A 19,449-nucleotide genomic window follows, 5' to 3' on the forward strand; every position below is an offset into this window, starting at 1 on the left:
ATGAAAAAAGCCCTCATCCTCGGCCTGCTCATGGTGTCTGGCATCAGCCTGAGCGCCCAGGCGTTGACGCTGACCCCCGGCGAAAGCGCCGGCAAGCGGCTGTACCGCGAGGGGGTGTCGGCCAGTGGCGAGCCGATCATGGCCCGGGTCGGAGCGGCCGGCATGTTGCTGCCGGCCACCAGCCTGCCGTGTGTCAATTGCCATGGCAGCGATGGCATCGGCCGTCCCGAAGGCGGCGTGCGGCCGCCGGACCTGACCTGGACGCGGCTTTCCAGCACCTATGGCCAGCAGCAAGTCAACGGGCGCAGTTACCCGGCCTACACCGAGGGCACGCTGGCCAGGGCGATTCAGGAGGGGCGCGATCCCGGCAACAATCGACTCGACCCGGCGATGCCCAGGTTCTTGTTGTCGATGAAGGATCAGCACAACCTCACGGCCTACCTCAAGCGCCTGGCCGATGACCGTGATCCGGGCCTCGACTCTGACAGTCTGCACCTGGGCACCTTGTTGCCGGGCACGGGCGCGCTGAGCGAGGAGGGCGCCACGGTGGCGGCAGTGCTCAACGGTTGTGTGGCGCGCATCAATGAGGCGGGCGGGATTCATGGTCGGCAGTTGCGCCTGACCATTCTCGATCCCGGCCCCGACCGCGCCAGCGCCATGCGCGCGCTGGACCAGTTGATCGACAAGGAGCAGGTGTTCGCGCTGATCGCACCACTGGCGCCAGCGCTGGAAGCGGACATGGCAGCACGTCTGGAGCAGGCCGGTGTGCCCCTGATCGGGCCGCTGTCGTTGCAAGGCACGACCCAGCCCAGCCGAGAGATCTTCGAGCCGCTGCCGGGGCTGCGCGAACAAATGATCGCCCTGGCCAATTACGCCACCGCCACCTTGCGGGTGTTGCAGGGACCGACGCTGATCGCCTACCCGGACGAGCCCGGTCAACGGCTGGCCGCAGAGAAACTCGCCCAGTACCTGCAAGACAACGCCTGGGAGAAAGTGCGCCTGCAAGCCTATGGGGCGACCCAGGATGACTTGCCGTTGGGTTCGCGTTCGGTGTTTTACATGGGCAGCAGCGGCGGTTTCAGTCTGCTCGCCGAGCGTTTGCAGACGGCGGGCCAGGTGCCTTACCTGTTCGCCGCTTCGAATCAGGTCGCGGGTGATTTGCTGCAAGTGCCCAGCGGCTTTTCCCGTCGGGTATTCCTGGCCTATCCGTTCGTGCCCAGCGACTGGACGCGGGCCGGGCGCCTGGCCCTGACCCAGGTGCGCGAGCGACAGAAACTGGGCGGCGAGCATGCGGTTCTGCAAGTCGGTGCGTTCAGCTCGATGATGCTCTTGAGCGAAGGCATGAAGCAGGCCGGGCGTGACGCCAGCCGCGAAAAACTGATCGAGGCCCTGGAAGGCCTGCATGACTTCGATACCGGGCTGACCCCGCTGATCAGTTTCGGGCCGGGCCGGCGCCTGGGCCTCAGTGGCGCGCACATCGTCACCGTGGACTTGCCTGACCAGCGTTTTTTCCTGGTTGCCCCTTACAAACCCATTGCCGCGATGCCTTGACCGGAGGCCGTAGATGAAACTCAACACTTTGCTGGTTCTGTGGGCGCTGTGGGTGCCAGCGGCATACTGCAGCAACGGTCCGGCCGTGGCGCGGGTCAATGGCGCGGAAATTTCCCAACTGCGCCTGGAGCGTTATTTCGCCGAGTACCTGGAGGATCAGGGGCGCTCGGTGGGCAATATTCGCAATCCCAAGGCTTACAAGCAGCTGCGCAAGGCAGCGCTGGATGCCTTGATTGACAAGGAACTGCTCTGGCAGGAGGCGCTCAAGCGTGGGGTGGTGATCAGCGATTCTACGGTGCAAAGCCAGGTCGAGAAGACCCGCCAGGCCTTCGGTGGTGCCGAGGTGTTCGCCCGGCGCCTGGAAGACGCCGGTTTCGATGAGGCCAGCTATGCCGAATACACCCGCCGTGAACTGGCGGCTCAGCAAGTGTTCGCCGTCCTCACCCAAGTCGGCGAGCCGGATGAAAAACAGGTGCGGGCGTTTTTCGAGGAACACCGCGCCGAGATGAGCCGGCCCGAGGAAGTACAGGTCAGGCATATCCTGATCAAGGTGCCTCAGGGGGCGGATGCTTCCACTGTTGAAGCAGCAAGACTACGCTTGGAAGGCATGCGTACCCGAATCACGCAAGGTGCCGATTTTGCCAGTGTCGCCAGGGAGGGGTCTGAAGACGCCTCGGCCAGCGAAGGCGGCGAACTGGGCTACTTTCCCCGGGGGCGGATGCTGCCGGAGTTCGAAGCGACAGCTTTTGCCCTGGCGCCGGGTGCGGTCAGCGAGCCGGTGCGCACGGCCGTGGGCTGGCATTTGATTTATTTGGAGAACCGAGTGGAGGCAGCCGATGTCACAGAGGAGCAAGGACTTGACATGGTCCGGGCATACCTTGCCCGGCAGAAACAGGTTCAGGCTCGTCTACAGGCACTGGCGCAGCTGCGATCCAGTCATCGGATCGAACGGGTTGACGATGATTGAGCATTTCCCCAAAAGTGGGGAATCGATTCAATGCAAATCCGTTCGGGTTCCCCCGTTTTTGGGGGGAGCGGTCAGTGGACGAAAAGGCATTGTTTTTAAATTCAAGGACATGAAGCGATAAAACGACCGGCGCCCGGCCTGGCATGAAGTGTGCGTTAGACCTGTTGAAGGCGCGCACTCCACCAGGTTCGGTATTCGGCCCTGCGGTTTCAAGGAGTCCACCTTGTTAAACAAAGTACTGGTTGTTGAAGACGAACAGCTGCTTGCGGAAAACCTCCAGGGTTACCTGCAGGCGCAAGCGCTGGAAGTCCGGATAGCGCACACCGGTGAAGCGGCGATTGGCGAAGCCGAACGCTTTTCACCCGATGTGATGGTGTTCGATTACCGCTTGCCCGATATGGAAGGTTTTGAGGTGCTCGATGCCGTCCGCCAGAACAGGAAGTGTCATTTTGTGCTGATCACAGGCCACCCCACCGCAGAAGTTTGCGAGCGGGCCCGGCAACTGGGCGTCAGCCACATCCTGTTCAAACCCTTTCCTTTGGCGGAATTGGCCCGTGCAGTCTGTGATCTTCTGGGGATGGAGCGCGAACCCAAAGCAGGTGTGAAGGATTCCGAAGGATTCGTCGAACGACGCCAGAGCAGGACCGAAAGTTTCCCGCTGCAGTTGTACGACGGTAGCTGGGTGCTTGCCGATCGCCGACGAAGTTCATCGGCCGCCAGGGCGCCAGACGACGAACAATTGCTCACCGGGGAGTAGTGGCGCGACAAGAGGTTCCGGCCCCCGCCGAAATAGCTCGCCGCGCCGACAGGGCTCAAAGCCCCGGGCGTTGGAGAGCAAGCCATGGACCGTCTATCCCTTGTTGTCGAGCCGTCGCCGTCGGAGTGTCTACCCAGCCGTTTTTCCAGTGAGCAATTAGCCCAGGCGCGAGCGCTGGCCGCCAGTTCCGGTGAACGGATGCTGGATGCCCTCGGGGAGCTTTGCGAACTGGCCCCCATGCCCTTCATCCAGTGCCTCGGCGCGACCCTGCACTACCCGGTGCTCGATACCGACAGCCTGTTTCAAGCCACCCCGGTATTCGACCGGGTCACCCTGGCCCAATGCCTCAAGCGCGAATTCACCCTGCTGCGTCACGACGATGCGGTCATCGGTGTGTTTGCCGACCCCTTCGACACCGCCCGTCTGGCCTGGATCGATGATTGCCTGCACGGCGCGCCGCTGTACCTGGTGCACGCCGACGACCTGAAAGCCTACCTGGCACGCCACGAAGAGAGCTTCCACGCCGTGGAGTCACTCAACGCCCAGAGCGATGCCGGCAGCGAAATCGATAACCTGCAAAGCCTGTCCCTGACCAGCATCAGCGAAGACTCCAGCGTGGTGGTCAAACTGGTCAACTCGACCCTGTACGACGCACTGAAAATGCATGCCAGCGACATCCACCTGGGCACCACCGGCAGCGGCCTGGTGATCAAGTACCGGATCGATGGCGTGCTGAACAACATCAGCAAGATCCAGGGCAACGAATTCGCCGAACAGGTGATTTCCCGGGTCAAGGTCATGGCCGAACTGGACATCGGCGAAAAGCGCGTGCCCCAGGACGGTCGCTTCAAGATCGGCATCAGCGGCCGGCAGATCGACTTCCGGGTGTCGATCATGCCGAGCATTTTTGGCGAGGACGCCGTGCTGCGGGTGCTCGACAAACAGGACCTGGCGGACAAGGTCTGCGGTGTGCAGTTGCAAGCCCTTGGCTTCGAAGACGAAACCCTGCGCCAACTGCGCCGGCTGGCGGCCGAACCCTACGGCATGGTGCTGGTCACCGGCCCCACCGGCAGCGGCAAGACCACCACGCTGTACGCGATGATCACCGAGATCAACCACGGTGTGGACAAGATCATCACCATTGAAGACCCGGTGGAATATCAGCTGCCGGGCGTGTTGCAAATCCCGGTCAACGAGAAAAAAGGCCTGACCTTCGCCCGGGGCCTGCGCTCGATCCTGCGTCACGACCCGGACAAGATCATGGTCGGGGAAATCCGCGACCCCGACACCGCGCAGATCGCGGTGCAATCGGCACTCACCGGGCACCTGGTGTTCACCACCATTCACGCCAACAACGTGTTCGACGTGATCGGCCGCTTCACCCAGATGGAAATCGACCCCTACAGCCTGGTCAGCGCCCTCAACGCGGTACTGGCCCAGCGTCTGATTCGCCTGGTCTGCAGCAGCTGCAGCACGACGTACACCCCGACTGAAGAAGAACTGCAAACCTCGGGACTCGATCCGCAGCAGGTCGCTCACTACCACTTCGTGCACGGCAAGGGCTGCGGCCATTGCCGTGGCACCGGCTACCGCGGACGCAGCGCGATTGCCGAGCTGCTGCACCTGGACGACGAACTGCGGCAAATGATCGTCGAGCGCCAGCCCATTTCGAAAATCAAGGCCCACGCCTGCAAACGTGGCTTGCGCCTGCTGCGCGAGTCGGCGCTGGAACTGGTGCAACACGGCCGGACCACTCTCGAGGAGATCAATCGTGTCACTTTTATCTCGTGAGCGTTATGTCGCCGTCGTCGGCGCCAGTGGTGTCGGCCTGGGGCGGCGTCAGGGCAGCGAAACCCTGTGGCTGGGCAGCGTCGGCTTCATCGAGGAGGGCTTTCATGCCTGGGCCGTGGCCCTGGAAACCCTCGACCGGCTGCTGGGCGAACATGCCCGCGCCGGTGCGGAGTTGACAGTGGTGGTCTCCGGGCACTTTAGCCGTTTCTGCCTGGTGCCCTGGAGCGATCAGATCAGCAGCCCCGAAGAACTGCGCGGGTTTGCCCAACTGTGCTTCGAAGACCTCTACGGCGTACCGAGCCAACCCTGGAGCCTGGTGCTCTCGGCCGAACCGGCCGGCTACGACCGCGTCGCCAGTGCGCTGCCGCAGGACTTGCTCGAGCGCCTGCGCACGCTGGTGAGCGGTCGCGGCCTGAAACTGCGTTCAGTGCAGCCGTACCTGATGGCTGCGTTCAATCATTTCGACAAGAGCTTCGACGCCGGGGACTTCCTGTTCGTGGTCGCCGAACCGGTGCGCAGTGTGTTGCTGCTGGCACGCGAAGGGCGCTGGGCGGCGGTGCGTTCGGTGGGCAGCAGTGACAGCGATGCCGCCCTGACGGCCCTGATCGGTCGCGAAAGCCAGTTGCAGGCCTCCACCAGTGAACGGCCGCTGAATGTTTACCTGCATGCGCCGGCCCGCATCGACTCGCACCCCGACGTTCCCGGTGTGCACCTGCGCACCCTCGAAGAGGACCGGACAGCCGTACACGATTGCCTGTACGTCATGTCTCGGGCGGTGGCCTGACATGCGCGCCCTGATGCTCGACTTTCAACCGCGTCGCCGCGCGAGCCCGCTGGGCTGGAGCCTGCTGGCCGGCGGTGTGGTGCTGGTGCTGAGCTGCATCGTGATCCAGCAACACCTCAGCGAGGAGACCGAACAACAGCAAGGCCACCTGCAAACCGCCCAGCGCGTGCTCACCGGCGACACCGGCAGCAAGGTCAGCCTGACCCCGGCGCAAATCCGCGAACAGGCACAGAACCTGGCGGAGATGCGCAAGGTGTCCCAGCAATTGCGCCGCCCCTGGGAGCAGTTGTTCGCCACCCTCGAAGCCATGCCCCGGGACAACATTGCCTTGCTGACCCTGACCCCGGACGCCCGCAAGGGCCAGCTACGGATTAGCGCCGAGGCGCGGGACCTGGACGCCATGCTCGACTTCCACCGCCGCCTCGAAGCCAGCGACGAGCTGTCCGATGTGTCGCTGCTCAGCCACGAAATCGTCGCCAACGTGCCGGAGCACCCGGTGCAATTCAACGTGTCGGCTACCTGGGAGATTGGCGATGCAAATCCCTAGATTGATCGTCCACGAGTACCTGCAAAGCCTGGGCGTGCCCGGCTTGGCGGGGCTGGCAATGCTGGTGCTGGCGCTCACCTATGGCCTGGCCGGTTTGCTGCCGGACTGGCAGTCCGTGCAACAGCTCAGCCAGCAGACCCGCGAAGCCCGCGCGTACCTGGCCAAAGTCGAAGACGGCACCGTGGCCGCGCCGGTGGTGCCGCAACGGCAACTGGATGATTTCCGCAGCAAGTTGCCGACCCAGCCCCAGGCCACCGTGGCCATCGACAAGATCTATGCGCTGGCCGCCCAGGAACGCATCACCCTGGCTCGTGGTGAGTATTCCCTGGGCATCGATCCGAAAACCCACCTGGCGCGCTATCAGATCCTGCTGCCAGTGCGGGGCAGCTACCCGCAACTGCGGCGCTTCCTGCACGCCTTGCTCGGCCAGTTGCCGGCGGTGGTGCTGGAGGACGTGGAGTTGCAACGCAAGAAGATCGCCGACACCGACCTGACCGGGCGGATCCGCATGACCCTTTACCTGTCGAGGTCATGATGAACAGCAAACGCGCAATGGGCTGGGTAGCGTTCTTCGGTGTGGCGGCGGCGCTGGCCTGGTTGCCCGACTACTTGAAACCGGCCGGCGACGGCGAGGCCGATGTCGCGGCAGTGGCCACGCCCGCCAAAGGCAAAACCCGTGGCGAGCTGGCGGCCTCGTCAGCCTCGGGCGCGCCGGCGGCGATCAAGGACCTGAGCCCGGCCGGCGACCTGTTCGCCCCCCGCAGCTGGAAGGTTGCGCCGACCCTGGCCAGCGTCACCGAACAAGCCGTCAACGTCGCGCCGGTGGTGCAGGTCCCCACTGCACCGCCGATGCCTTTCCAGTTCATTGGCCGCATGGATGACCGTACCGATCTGCAGGTGTTCTTGCAGAGCGGCGAGAAAATCTACGTCGTGCGCAAAGGGGATGTGATCGACGCAACATGGAAGATCGAGGGGATTTCCGACATGGAACTGAGCCTGGTCTATCTGCCTCTGCATTTGTCCCAGACTCTGTCTGTGGGGAGCGCGCAATGAACACATTCCGATTGCTGATGAGCATGGGTTTCTGTGCGGGGCTGGCCGCGTGCAGTTCGGCGCAACTGGCCAGGGACGAGGGGACCGACCTGATGGCGTCGGGTCAGTACGAAGCCGGCCTGGCGCGGATCCAGGAAGGCCTGCGCGAAAACCCCCGCGATACCGAATTGCACCTGGCGCTGACCAGCGGGCGCGCCCGTGCGGTGACGGCGCTGTTGAGCCAGGCCGACATGAGCCGCACCCAGCGCGACTTCGCCTCGGCCCGTCTGACCTACGGCCGGGTGTTGTCCATCGAGCCGAACAACCGCCGGGCCCAGGACGCCATACGCCAGCTCGATCACCTGCGCAGCCTCGATGAAAAACTCGAGCTGGCCCGTGGGGACCTGCGTCGCGGTGACATCTACGCCGCCGACCGTCAGGTCAAACAGATCCTCGAACTGGACCCGAACAATGAGGGCGCCCTGGAACTGCAAAGCAATGTGCGCCTGGTGCAGAGCCGCAATGTGATTCCCTATCCGCAACTGCGCACGCGCCTGGACAAGCCCGTCACCCTGGAGTTTCGCGACGCCAACCTCAAGACCATCTTCGAAGTGCTGTCCCAGGTCGCCGGTCTGAATTTCATTTTCGACAAAGACCTGCGCCCGGACATGAAAGCCACCATCTTCGTGCGTGACGTGCGCATCGAAGACGCGGTGGAACTGCTGCTGCAACAGAACCAGTTGCACCAGAAAGTGGTGAACGAAAACACCCTGCTGATCTACCCGGATTCGCCGCAGAAGCTCAAGGATTATCAGGAACTGGTGATGCGCACCTTTTACCTGACCAGCATCGATGCCAACACCGCCTTGAACATGGTCAAGACCATGCTCAAGACCCGCGACGTGTTCGTCGATGAACGGCTCAACACCCTGACCATGCGCGACACCGGCGACGCCATCCGCATGGCGGAAAAACTCCTGCAATCCCAAGACCAGTCCAACCCCGAAGTGGTGCTGGAAGTGGAAGTCATGGAAGTCGCCACCCAGCGCATTCTCGACCTCGGCCTGCAATGGCCGAACACCTTCGGCGTGGTCAACAGCGACGGTTCGGCGGTCACGCTGCTCGATCAGCTCAAGGGCATCGATTCCAGCCGGATCAGCATCTCGCCGTCGCCGCAGGCCAAGATCAACGCCCAGGACAACGACATCAATACCCTGGCGAGCCCGGTGATCCGCGTCAGCAACCGTGAACAGGCGCGCATCCACATCGGTCAGCGCGTACCGATCATCAGCGCCACTTCGGTACCGTCGACCCAGGGGCCGGTGATCACCGAAAGCGTGACGTACCTGGATGTCGGTCTGAAACTGGAAGTGCAGCCTACCGTGCACCTGAACAACGAAGTGGCGATCAAAATCGCCCTGGAAGTCAGTAATGCCACGCCGCTGGAGCCGACCCGCCAGGGCACGATTCCGGTGCAGGTCGATACCCGCAACGCCCAGACCACCCTGCGCCTGCATGATGGTGAAACCCAGATCCTCGCCGGCCTGATGCGCAACGACCATGGCGCCACCGGCAACAAAATCCCGGGGCTTGGCGATATCCCCGGTCTGGGTCGCCTGTTCGGCAGTAACAAGGACACCGTCGGCAAATCCGAGCTGGTGCTGTCGATCACCCCGCGGGTGGTGCGCAACCTGCCGTACCAGAGCCCGTCGGACATGGAATTCACCACCGGCACCGAAACCAGCATGCACATCCAGGCGCCGAATCGTGAGCTGGAATCGTCGGTCCAGCCGCAGCGCCTCGATCGGCCGGTGGCCTCCACCAACGTCGAAATCAGCGTCGGGAAGCCTTGATCATGAACGCCTCGCAACGCGGTTTTACCCTGATCGAAGTCGTGGTGACGCTTGCGCTGGTCGGCCTCCTGGCCGGCCTGGCCGCGCCGCTGACCGAGACCGTGGTGCGCCGGGGCAAGGAGCAGGAACTGCGCACCGCGCTGTACCAGATCCGCGATGCGATCGACGCCTACAAACGAGCTTTCGACGCCGGTTACATCGAAAAGTCCCTCGACAGCAGCGGCTACCCGCCGAACTTGAAAGTGCTGGTGGAGGGTGTGCGGGATGTGCGCAGCGCCAAGGGGGCCAAGTTCTATTTCCTGCGGCGCGTGCCCCACGATCCGTTGGCTCCGGCCAAGCGTGACGACGACGGTGGCTGGGGGTTGCGCGCTTACGACAGCACGGCTCAAAACCCACGGGAGGGCGCGGACGTCTTTGACGTTTACTCCAGGGCCCGGGGCAAGGGTCTTAACGGCATCGCCTACCGGGAGTGGTGAATCTATGCGCCGGGAAAAGGGTTTCACCCTGCTCGAATTGATGGTGGTCATGGCAATCATCGCGACCCTGATGACCATCGCCTTGCCGCGTTATTTCAACAGTCTCGAAGCCTCGAAAGAGACCACCTTGCGCCAGAGCCTGTCGGCCATGCGTGAAGCCCTCGATCACTACTACGGCGACACCGGGCGTTATCCCGACTCCATCGAGCAAATGGTCGAGCAGCGCTACTTGCGCAACCAGCCAATGGACCCGATTGCCGAACGCAAGGATGCCTGGGTCCTGGTGGCACCGCCCGATGGCGTGCAGGGCGGGGTGGCTGATATCAAGAGCGGAGCCACCGGGAGGGCGCGTGATGGCAGCCTTTATTCCGAGTGGTAAGCCTGCTGCGCAGGGCGGTTTCACCTACCTGGGTGTGCTGCTGCTGATCATGGTGATGGGCATGGGCCTGGCCAGTGCCGGCGAGTTGTGGGCCACCGCCTCGCGCCGCGATCGCGAACGCCAGTTGCTGTGGGTCGGCACCCAGTACGCCCAGGCACTGCGCAGCTACTACCGCAGTTCGCCAGGCCTGGCCCAGTACCCGAAAGAACTCGCCGACCTGCTGCAGGACGAGCGTTTTCCCAACGCCAAACATCATCTGCGCCAGCTCTATCCGGACCCGATTGGCGGTGGCGACTGGTTCCTGATGCGCGGCTTCGACGGCCGTATCACCGGCATCGCCAGTTCCTCCACGGACAAACCGCTCAAACAGGCGGACTTTCCCAGCCAGTGGTCGGACTTCAACGGCATGGCCAGCTACAAGGACTGGCAGTTCGTGGCCGAGAAGGCCTTCCTCGATGGCGCGTCCGGCCCGGCCAAGGGCCAGAGCAAAACCCCTCAGGCGTTGCAGCCATGAAGCGTTTCTGCCTGGCCTTGATCCTGGTGCTGAGCACCTGTGTCGCCTCGGCCGGCGAAGAGGACGAAATGCTCGGCTTCATCATCGACGACACGATCTCGCACATCGGCCACGAGTTTTACTACGCGTTCAGTGAACGCCTGCGCGCCACCAGCCCGATGGATTTCAACCTGGTGGTACGCGAACGGCCATCGGCTCGCTGGGGCAGCCTGGTGACCGTGGAATATCAACAGCGTCTGGTTTATCGGCGCTTCCTGCCGCCGAACACCGTGGAGCTCAAGGACGAGGCCTATGACGCCGCCGACTGGGTACGCGGGCAGGTTGTCCAGCGCAAGCTGGAAGCCTTGTTGCAGGACACCACGGACCTTGAGAGGGACGAACTATGAAAACGAAAACGGTCTCGCGGCACCTCGGGCTCTGGCTGCTCGGGCTGGGAAGTTGTGGGCTGGTCCAGGCCACCGAACTGGTCTACACGCCGATCAACCCATCGTTTGGCGGCAACCCGTTAAACGGCACCTGGCTGCTCAACAATGCCCAGGCGCAAAACGACTACGACGACCCGGACTTGAAGGATCGCACCACCGTGGCGGGGACATCGGCCCTGGAGCGGTTCAGCAGTCAATTGCAGTCGAGGTTGCTGGGGCAGTTGCTGGACAACATCTCCGCGGGCAATACGGGAAGCCTGTCCACCGATGCCTTCATCGTCAATGTCGTCGACGACTCAGGGCAGCTGACGATTGAAGTGACGGACCGCGCGACGGGCGAACTGTCGGAAATCAAGGTCAATGGCCTGGCCCCTTGATGGGGATTCGGGACGACGGGGAGTAATGGACATGAAAAAAATAATTGTGCTGGGGATGCTGTTGGCGGCGCTTCAAGGCTGCGGTCTGCGCGAGCCGATCGGCGCCGAGCAGGACACCGAAACCCCGACCCTGACCCCCAGGGCCTCTACCTACTACGATCTGTTGAACATGCCACGGCCCAAGGGCCGCTTGATGGCGGTCGTCTATGGCTTCCGCGATCAGACCGGGCAGTACAAGCCGACGCCCGCCAGTTCCTTCTCCACCAGCGTGACCCAGGGCGCGGCGAGCATGCTGATGGACGCCTTGCAGGCCAGCGGCTGGTTCGTGGTGCTGGAGCGTGAAGGCCTGCAGAACCTGTTGACCGAGCGCAAGATCATCCGGGCCTCGCAAAAGAAACCCAATACCCCGGTGAACATCCAGGGTGAGCTGCCACCGTTGCAAGCGGCGAACATGATGCTCGAGGGCGGCATCATCGCCTATGACACCAACGTGAAGAGCGGCGGGGAAGGGGCGCGCTACCTGGGCATCGACATTTCCCGGGAGTATCGCGTGGATCAGGTCACGGTCAACCTGCGGGCGGTGGACGTGCGCAGCGGGCAGGTGCTGGCCAACGTGATGACCAGCAAGACCATCTACTCCGTGGGCCGCAGTGCCGGGGTGTTCAAGTTCATCGAGTTCAAGAAGTTGCTTGAGGCTGAAGTCGGTTACACCACCAACGAGCCGGCGCAGTTGTGTGTGTTGTCGGCGATCGAGGCGGCGGTGGGGCATTTGTTGGCCCAGGGCATCGAGCGGCGTTTGTGGCAGGTGGCCGGGGATAATTCGCCGGACACTAATGCGACGCTGGATCGCTATCTGACGCAGAACAAGGTGGGTACTGAGGGGGCGGGGGAGTGAGGTTGGGTGGTCGCTCGCAGGTGTACCTCGATCGACTGTGGGAGCTGGCTTGCCGGCGAAGGCGGCCTGACAGCTGACCTGTGTGTTGTTGACCGCGTACATATCCGTTGCTGCGGTAACGGCGGCTTAGGGTTTCGCCCTTACGGCGAGTCACTTTTTTTACAAGCGCCTAAAAAAAGTAACCAAAAAAACGCTCGCCCCGAGCGTCCGGCCCCTCGCTGGGGCTCGGCGTTCCTTCGCTGCGGTATCCATCCGGGGACACTGCCCTCCGGTCTGCTTCGCTTCGACCTGCATGCAGCGTGTTCGACTGCGTCGAACGGCGCTGCGCGCCACTCCCCGGATGCACACCTCCACTCAGCCTCCCGAAGGGGCGGGTGGATCAAGATCAAGAGCTGCAGGCGAGCTAACGCTCGGCCTGATGAGTGGTGAGGAGCGGATGGGTTTACGCCGTCGTGCTTTTCTGTGGGAGCTGGCTTGTCGGGGCGCCGCATCGCAGCGATGGCGGCCTTATAGCCGACCAATCACCCGCAGGTGTACCCAATCCAATGTGGGAGCGAGCCTGCTCGCGATGGCGTCGGGTCAGGCACTTCGAGGCTGGATGTGCCACCGTCATCGCGAGCAGGCTCGCTCCCACAGTAGTTCTGCGACGGTCGATATCCTGCCGGCCTACCTGGCCCGGATGGAGAAGCAACCTTCCGCAGTTCCTACAAAAAGCGCCGACATGCTCGGCATTCAGCGGGTGTTTTCCCACAGGATTTTAGGGTTGCCGGTCGGAAGTGGCTTTTTTAATCTGCCGGCCGTCGCTGCCAATTCGGCGACCCTGGACTGGAAACCCGGTGACTAACTAAACGGCGCAAAAGCGCCCTTCATAACGTATGCTTGCGCGCCTTTAATGTGTGCACTCCGTTATGGCGGCTGTGCGCGGGAGACCTTCGGGTCTACCGGGTTGCCGTTTCCCCGGGTTTCCAGCCTGCGTACAGCTGCCACCCTTCGCCTGGAAACGAAGGGAGCAGCTCTAACCAGCAAACGGAGCTCCACCATGCCCAAACCCACCCCCAATCCCCCCGAATCAAATCACGAAAACATTGCCTCCAGCCTCCACCTCAAACCCACCCTCCTGAAATCCAGCACTCCCCACACCCCCAGCAAGATGTTCCTCATCGCCCCCGACATCGACACCGAAAGCCTGTTGGCCCACGCCTGTGAATCACTGGCGTCCGCGAGCGTCATGGCCACGGATTTCGCGACTTTTGTGGACGGGCCGCAGCGCAGCATGTTGTTGGGTATCCAGCAGGTGATCATGCTGGCCGAACTGTCGGTGAACCGCGCATTGGATAACCTCGCTCCGCCAGGTTAATACCGGTCCATTGTGGCGAGCTCGCCACAGGTAGTTTTACGATCCATAAAAAAACCGCGCCCCCGCAAAGGGCCGCGGTCTTTCACCCCACGCACTTACTTCTGCATGACAGTCGCCGAGTTGGCCGTACCGAACTGCTGCACGTTGGCCGTCTGCGCCACGCCGCTCTGATTGACGCTGGCAATGTTGGCGGTGCCGCCCTGGGTGACGTAGGCGACGTTCATGGTGTCAGCCTGCTTGATGGTGATGACGTTGTCTTCGCCATACAGCTGCGTGGTGAACGCCTGGTTGCCGCTGCCTTCCTGGTTGAACTCGGTGCTGTTGCCGCTGCCGTTGCTGCTGCCCTGGGCCAGGTTGGTGGTGCCGCGCTGGTCGGCGATGAGGATGTTGTCGCTGCCGTTCTGGTCGAAGTACAGCTCGTTGTAGGAATCGGCCTGGGTCACGGTGGTTTTGTTGCCGCTGCCGGTCTGGTTGGTGGTCATGATGTGGCCGGCGCCTTTCTGGGTGAAGTTGGCGACGTTGTTGGTGCCGTTCTGATTGACGGTCGCGCGCTGGTTGCTACCGAACTGGCCACCTTTTTCCGGGCCTTTCCAGTTGCTGGCGTAGACCTTGTTGCCGGTACCTACCGACGTGGCGTTGAGCGTATGGTTATCACCGCTCTGGTAGGTGAAATGCACGTTGCTCGAGCCGGTTTGATAGAGCGCCAGGGTCGAGCCCATGGACTCGAACTGGTCGGCATAGATCGCGTTGAGGTCGCCGACTTGCATCACCTGGGCCACGTTGTTTTCGCCGAAGCTCTGGTCGACCACGGTTTCGTTGGTCTGCCCGTATTGGGAGACGGTGGCCTTGGCGCCGATCTGGGTGTCTTGCCAGATTTCGGTGCCGTTGGCGTCGCCGGACTGGTTGATGCTCAGGTTGCCGCCGGTGCCGTTGCGCTGGTCGCCATAGGCATAGTTGGTGCTGCCGGCCTGGTTGATGTCGATCTGGCCGCCCATGTGGCCGATCTGTTCGGCCGTCGCGTAGTTGGTGGTGCCGTACTGGATGATCACGGCGTTGTTGCCCGTGCCCAGTTGAATCTGTTCGATGTTGGCTTCGTTGTCGTCGCCGTACTGGTAGGTCTTGGCGGTCGTGCCTTCCTGGCTGTCCTGGTAGATGAACGAGAAGTTGCCGGTGCCTTCCTGTTGCTGCAGGGCTTCGCCGCCGCCGACACCGATCGACTGGCTGGCATGGCTGGTGTTGAAGCTGCCGCTCTGGTTCTGGGTGATGGTGCTGTTGTCCTCGAACAACTGCTCGGCGTAGCCGGCGTTGTAGTCGCCGCCTTGGGTTTGGCTGATGGTCCCGGTGGCGGTGTCTTGCACGGCGGCGGCATCGTTGCCCTGGCCCGTTTGCAGCTGGGTGGCGGTGCTGAGCGGAGCCGCGGTCTGCTTCACATCGGCGATGTTGGCGGTACCGTACTGGGTTTGCGTGGACAGGCTGTCGTCGGCCACGGCCTGGGCACTGACAATGACCAGGATGGCGGCGGTGAGGGGCGTCAGTTTGAACATGGTGAAACCTCCAAGTGGTGCAGTGCTTTAGCGATATTGTTTGACCGATACGCTCATGCCGTTGCCGGCCTGGGTGACGGCGCTTTGCTGTCCCGAGCCGGCCTGTTCGATGCGGGCGTCGTTGTTGTTGCCGTTCTGGGCGATTTGCGCGCGGTTGTGGCTGCCGCTCTGGATGATCGAAGCGGCGTTGCCTGAACCTTGCTGGGTGATCAATGCCATCAGGTCGCTGCCTTGTTGCAGGATCCAGGCTTCCTGATTGCTGCCCGACTGCACGATCTGGCCGAGCAGCGATTGACCGTTCTGCTGCAACAGCGCGATGTTGGCCTGGCCGTTCTGGTCGATCAGTGCGTGCTGGCCAATGAGCGGTGGCAGCTCGCCGAGATCGGCGGCAGGGGCGAGGTCTTCGTTCTCCATCAAGTCATCGGCGCGCACGCCTGCGCTGCTGCAAAGCAGAAGCAGGCAGAGCAGGGTGGCGGTCGACATTTTCATGGCGTTGTCCTGTGGGAAGAGGCCAGCCCCATCGACTCGGGAGTCGATGGGGCGAGGGCTCAGTTCGAGATCACCGACACGGTGCGCACGGTGCCTTGGGACGAGGTGATGGTGGCTGTCGGGTTCGCCGACGGAATCACCGTGGTGGTGTTGTTCACCGTCAGCCTCCAGCGACCGGTCACCGGCACAGTGGTAGTGCCCAGGGTTTGCAGCCCGGTCGGGGTGCTGACCTGGATGGTGATGGTGTTGCCGGTGGTCACCGATGAGGTGCCTGCGAAGTCCCAGGTGAAGCGGTTATTGGAACGGGCGGACACCGTGGCCGTGGTCACCGTGAAGGTTTCCGCGGCAGGCCGTGGCGAGACTTGCACCGTGACCGTGGCCGGCGTCGTCGACACAGCACCGAAGCTGTCCCGGGCGAAGTAGCTGAAGGTCGTGGTGAAGGCCGTGGTGACCGTGGCCGGTGGGGTGTAGGTCAGGACCGTGCCATTACTGGTGACGGTGCCGCGACCGGTCGGTGGTTGGGTGAAGCTGGCGACGGCGAGCGGCAGGTTGCCTTCCGGATCGGTGTCGTTGGCCAGCACGCTGATCGGGATCGCCACACCCAGGGTCGCGACGCTGTCGGCGACGGCTACCGGAGGCTGGTTGGGCGCCACGGTGATGGTCACCGTCGCTGGATTGGCCGAGGCCAGTCCTTTGACGTCTTGAGCCTTGTAGGTGAAGGTCGTGGTCAGTGGTGCATTGACCACGGCTGGCGGGGTGTAGATGACGGCGGTCGATCCGCTCAACGCCACCGTGCCCTGGCCGGCGGCCGGTTGAGTGAGCGCGGTGATGCTCAGCGGCACGTTGCCATCCGGGTCGTTGTCGTTGGCCAGCAGGTTGAGGGTGATCGGCACGCCGAAGCTGGTGCTCGCGCTGTCGGCCACGGCGATCGGCGCCTGGTTCTCGCCACTGTCCGGTGCGGTGCCGACCACTACCACAGGTTCGGTGTCGCTGCCGCCGGCGGCGGATTTGACGGTGACCCTGGCGGGTGGTTGCGGCAGGTCCGCCACCGTCAGGCGTTGCAGGGTGCCGGACTTCGACAGGCGGCCATAGCCTTGAGCGACCATGTCCGGAACCGCCACTTCGTCAGAGGATGTTGCCTCGATCAGCAGGCTGTGATTGCTCCAGTTGTAGCGAGCGGTCTGGATGTTCACCAGGTCATTGAGCTTGCTCGAAACGGCGGTCGGCCGAGTGGTGCCGGTGGGATCGGTGGCGGTCAGCACCACCACCGCAGGCACGGGGCCGTTGAACAGACGATGGCCGAAGAACAGACCCGTACCGTCGCCGGTCAGGTTGGTCAGGCAGGGGGTTGGCGGTGGGCCAGGTACCAGGGCGACGGTTTCGCGCAAGCACAGCGTGGAGCTGTTGTCGGCCTTGCCGAAGACTTCGACCCGGGTGCTGGTGCCGGTGCCCGATGTGGTGCGGCGGTAAGTGGCGCGGTTGAGTTCCACCGCTGTTTGCGCCCGGTTATCGAGGACCTTGCCGGACACGGTGAAGAGGTTGGTTTCGATGGTCCCGGCGGGGCCCTGGATGCGGACGAAGTTGGTGTTGTTGGGGCTGCCGGTGACTTGTTCGGTGAGGTTAGGGTCGCCGACGAAGGTCTCGACGGCCCCGGTGTCCGGGTTCACTTCGGTGTAAGGCCCGTTGACGCTGCGCAGGAAGGGTCCGATCGCGCCGTTCAATGCACCGTTGAAAACCCCCGGTGCCCCGACGCCGATGTCCCGGGTGATGTTGATGGCGCGCCGACCGGGCGTGGTGACATTGACCGTTTCGACACCATAGGGATGGGTGATGGTGTAGGTGCCGGCCACTGGCACGTTAATCCGCATGCGGATCCGCGCAAAGCTGATTTGATCGCCATCGAGCGGATTTCCGCTGGCAAATGCTGCTTCGATCCCGGCGACGTAGGCGTCCATTCCATAGCCGGCGGCGTTGTTGGGAATGGTGGCGTCGGCGAGGAACCAGAACGCTTCGTCTGGCCAGTTATCCGGGAACACCATCGGCAGGGTGTCGTCGAAAATACCGGGTGTCGGCAGCAGGGTGCACATGTAGGCCGGTGGTGTGGCGGCCGCCACCCGCGAGCTCACGGCCCGGGACTGGCACAGTTCCATCGACAGCAGGTTGTTGTCCTGATACCAGATCGGGAATTTCCCCGTGGCAAAGGTATAAGGGCCGGGGTCAACGGCGGCGAGTTGCGCGAAAGCGCTGCCGGACAGCGATAGAGTCAGTCCCAGGGCATTGAGCGCCAGGCGTGGCAATTTGTTCATGATGCCTCCTGATGAGGATCTGGCCATGTGAGCGTTCATTGCACGATGACCACTTCTTCGGTATCGCTGCCGCCATTGGATGACGTCACCTGAACCCTGGCCGGCGGAATCGGTGAGATCCCGGTGGACAGGGTTTTCACTGCACCGTCGCCACTCAAGGCCCCGATGGTTGCACCGCCTGCGGAAGTGACGGTGAGCACGGGCGGCGATGTTTCATCGCTGGTGGAGGCGACCACGGTGATTTGCCCGGTGCTCAGGCTGTACTCGGCGCGTGAAATCACCACCAGGTCAGTCAGGGGGATGGGCAAGGTGGTCGGTGTACTGCTGGGGATGGCCAGGTGATTGTCGGCGGTCACCTGCAGGGTGCTCGGCAAGGTCGGGTTGGTTGCGGACTGGGCGTACCAACTGCCGGTGGTGTCGGCCTCGGTCAGGTTGAGTACCGGGTTGTTGCTGTCCAGGGTCACTTTGGCGGGCGGCGGCGGGGCCAGCACGAAAACGTCCTGCTGGGCCACGGGCGCACTGGCGCCGGCCGTGCGCGAGTAGGTGCTGCGCTGGGCGATCATCGGGGTCGGCCGGACCACCGTCGACAACTTGCCGGAGATGGCCATCACCGTCGTGCGCAGATCCAGCCCGTTGGGGCCTTCAATGCGGATGTAGTTGGTATTGAACGGGCTGCCGGTGAAGGCTTCCACCAGGTTCGGGTCGCCGACGAATTGCTCGGCGGAACCGGTGACCGGGTTGGTTTCCGTGTAGGGACCATTGACGCTGCGCAGGAACGGCCCGATGTCACCTTTGAGCGCGCCGTCGTAGGTTTTCGGTGCGCCGATCCCGATGTCCCGGGTCATGTTGATCGCCCGGCGCCCGGGGGTGTCGACGTTGAAGACGTCGACGCCATAGGGGTGGGTGATGACGTAGGTGCCAGCGGCGGGCACGTCGACGCGAATACGGATGCGGGCAAAGCTGATCTGGTCGCCTTCGACCGGGTCGCCACCGCTGAAGGCGGCTTCGACGGCACTGACGTACGTCAGGTTGACACCGCGAGCGGCATCGACGATTGAGCCGTCACCGGTGAACCAGAACGCTTCATCGGGGAAGTTGCTCGGGAAGACCACCGGTTGCGCATCGTCGAAGATCCCGGGAGCCGGCAACAGATTGCACATGTAGGTGGGAGCGCCCGGCGCACTGGGTACCCGCGAACTGACGGCCTTGGACAGGCACAAATCGAGCGTGCGGCCATGGGTGTCCTGATACCAGGAGGCGAAGGAGCCGATGGCCGGTAAATAGGGCCCGGGGTCTACGGCAAACAGCGCGGCCTGGGCAATGCCCTGGGCCAGGGCGGTCACGACCAGGGCGGTCGCGGTTTTGGACAGTAAAGGGTGCATGAGTATTCCCTCTATCAGAGTAC

Annotated in this window: 21 protein-coding genes; 17 read left to right on the forward strand and 4 right to left on the reverse strand. The window is 63.1% G+C overall.

Features of this window, described 5'->3' with window-relative positions:
* The 17 genes from ACX3YF_RS19695 (at position 1) to ACX3YF_RS19775 (ending at position 13,705) form a co-directional block, all read left to right on the forward strand.
* Positions 1 to 1,551: an ABC transporter substrate-binding protein gene (locus tag ACX3YF_RS19695; RefSeq protein WP_458944809.1), complete on the forward strand. Its 1,551-nt coding sequence runs from the start codon at positions 1 to 3 to the stop codon at positions 1,549 to 1,551.
* Positions 1,552 to 1,564: 13 nt separating this feature from the next.
* On the forward strand, positions 1,565 to 2,518 hold the full coding sequence (locus tag ACX3YF_RS19700) for a peptidylprolyl isomerase (protein ID WP_448647003.1): 954 nt from the start codon (positions 1,565 to 1,567) through the stop codon (positions 2,516 to 2,518).
* Positions 2,519 to 2,741: 223 nt separating this feature from the next.
* Positions 2,742 to 3,275, forward strand: coding sequence for a response regulator (locus tag ACX3YF_RS19705; protein WP_130211332.1), 534 nt, complete (start codon positions 2,742 to 2,744; stop codon positions 3,273 to 3,275).
* 84 nt (positions 3,276 to 3,359) lie between these two features.
* Positions 3,360 to 5,066 carry a GspE/PulE family protein gene (locus ACX3YF_RS19710; RefSeq protein ID WP_130211333.1) on the forward strand — a complete coding sequence of 569 codons (1,707 nt, stop codon included), beginning with the start codon at positions 3,360 to 3,362 and terminating at the stop codon, positions 5,064 to 5,066.
* A complete protein-coding gene (locus ACX3YF_RS19715) occupies positions 5,047 to 5,850 on the forward strand; it encodes a hypothetical protein (RefSeq protein WP_448647002.1) in 804 nt (267 codons plus the stop codon). Before ACX3YF_RS19710 ends, ACX3YF_RS19715 begins: the two co-directional genes overlap by 20 nt.
* 1 nt (position 5,851) lies before the next feature.
* The gene (locus tag ACX3YF_RS19720; RefSeq protein WP_196586973.1) at positions 5,852 to 6,397 is read left to right on the forward strand and encodes a PilN domain-containing protein; all 546 of its coding nucleotides are present in this window, start codon (positions 5,852 to 5,854) and stop codon (positions 6,395 to 6,397) included.
* On the forward strand, positions 6,384 to 6,932 hold the full coding sequence (locus ACX3YF_RS19725; RefSeq protein WP_130211336.1) for a GspMb/PilO family protein: 549 nt from the start codon (positions 6,384 to 6,386) through the stop codon (positions 6,930 to 6,932). The genes ACX3YF_RS19720 and ACX3YF_RS19725 overlap by 14 nt, the downstream gene beginning before the upstream one ends.
* Complete coding sequence (locus ACX3YF_RS19730) at positions 6,932 to 7,450, forward strand: hypothetical protein (protein WP_196586972.1); 519 nt, start codon at positions 6,932 to 6,934, stop codon at positions 7,448 to 7,450. Before ACX3YF_RS19725 ends, ACX3YF_RS19730 begins: the two co-directional genes overlap by 1 nt.
* Positions 7,447 to 9,282, forward strand: a complete 1,836-nt coding sequence (locus tag ACX3YF_RS19735) for a secretin N-terminal domain-containing protein (RefSeq protein ID WP_130211338.1) — start codon at positions 7,447 to 7,449, stop codon at positions 9,280 to 9,282. The genes ACX3YF_RS19730 and ACX3YF_RS19735 overlap by 4 nt, the downstream gene beginning before the upstream one ends.
* 2 nt (positions 9,283 to 9,284) lie before the next feature.
* Positions 9,285 to 9,758, forward strand: coding sequence for a type II secretion system protein (locus ACX3YF_RS19740; RefSeq protein ID WP_047530670.1), 474 nt, complete (start codon positions 9,285 to 9,287; stop codon positions 9,756 to 9,758).
* A 4-nt stretch (positions 9,759 to 9,762) separates the two neighbouring features.
* Positions 9,763 to 10,137 carry a type II secretion system protein gene (locus tag ACX3YF_RS19745; protein WP_047530667.1) on the forward strand — a complete coding sequence of 125 codons (375 nt, stop codon included), beginning with the start codon at positions 9,763 to 9,765 and terminating at the stop codon, positions 10,135 to 10,137.
* A complete protein-coding gene (locus tag ACX3YF_RS19750; protein ID WP_130211339.1) occupies positions 10,112 to 10,651 on the forward strand; it encodes a type II secretion system protein in 540 nt (179 codons plus the stop codon). The genes ACX3YF_RS19745 and ACX3YF_RS19750 overlap by 26 nt, the downstream gene beginning before the upstream one ends.
* Positions 10,648 to 11,037, forward strand: coding sequence for a curli production assembly/transport protein CsgE (csgE, locus tag ACX3YF_RS19755; protein ID WP_130211340.1), 390 nt, complete (start codon positions 10,648 to 10,650; stop codon positions 11,035 to 11,037). The genes ACX3YF_RS19750 and csgE overlap by 4 nt, the downstream gene beginning before the upstream one ends.
* Positions 11,034 to 11,453, forward strand: coding sequence for a curli assembly protein CsgF (locus ACX3YF_RS19760; protein WP_047530660.1), 420 nt, complete (start codon positions 11,034 to 11,036; stop codon positions 11,451 to 11,453). Before csgE ends, ACX3YF_RS19760 begins: the two co-directional genes overlap by 4 nt.
* 31 nt (positions 11,454 to 11,484) lie before the next feature.
* Positions 11,485 to 12,348 carry a CsgG/HfaB family protein gene (locus ACX3YF_RS19765; protein ID WP_130211341.1) on the forward strand — a complete coding sequence of 288 codons (864 nt, stop codon included), beginning with the start codon at positions 11,485 to 11,487 and terminating at the stop codon, positions 12,346 to 12,348.
* 568 nt (positions 12,349 to 12,916) lie between these two features.
* A complete protein-coding gene (locus ACX3YF_RS19770) occupies positions 12,917 to 13,192 on the forward strand; it encodes a hypothetical protein (protein WP_458944811.1) in 276 nt (91 codons plus the stop codon).
* 195 nt (positions 13,193 to 13,387) lie between these two features.
* Positions 13,388 to 13,705: a DUF6124 family protein gene (locus ACX3YF_RS19775; protein ID WP_196586960.1), complete on the forward strand. Its 318-nt coding sequence runs from the start codon at positions 13,388 to 13,390 to the stop codon at positions 13,703 to 13,705.
* A 95-nt stretch (positions 13,706 to 13,800) separates the two neighbouring features.
* On the opposite strand, the gene ACX3YF_RS19780 is transcribed toward ACX3YF_RS19775, so the two are convergent.
* The 4 genes from ACX3YF_RS19780 to ACX3YF_RS19795 are packed head-to-tail and all read right to left on the reverse strand — an operon-like array spanning position 13,801 to position 19,426.
* Positions 13,801 to 15,249 carry a curlin gene (locus ACX3YF_RS19780; protein ID WP_458974129.1) on the reverse strand — a complete coding sequence of 483 codons (1,449 nt, stop codon included), beginning with the start codon at positions 15,247 to 15,249 and terminating at the stop codon, positions 13,801 to 13,803.
* A gap of 27 nt (positions 15,250 to 15,276) precedes the next feature.
* Positions 15,277 to 15,738: a curlin gene (locus ACX3YF_RS19785; RefSeq protein WP_130211621.1), complete on the reverse strand. Its 462-nt coding sequence runs from the start codon at positions 15,736 to 15,738 to the stop codon at positions 15,277 to 15,279.
* 59 nt (positions 15,739 to 15,797) lie between these two features.
* On the reverse strand, positions 15,798 to 18,044 hold the full coding sequence (locus tag ACX3YF_RS19790; protein WP_458974130.1) for an Ig-like domain-containing protein: 2,247 nt from the start codon (positions 18,042 to 18,044) through the stop codon (positions 15,798 to 15,800).
* Positions 18,045 to 18,079: 35 nt separating this feature from the next.
* Positions 18,080 to 19,426 (reverse strand): hypothetical protein, encoded by a 1,347-nt coding sequence (locus tag ACX3YF_RS19795; protein WP_448646999.1) that lies wholly within the window; start codon positions 19,424 to 19,426, stop codon positions 18,080 to 18,082.
* Positions 19,427 to 19,449 lie beyond the last annotated feature (23 nt).

The organism is Pseudomonas fluorescens group sp. PF-69 (assembly GCF_054481235.1).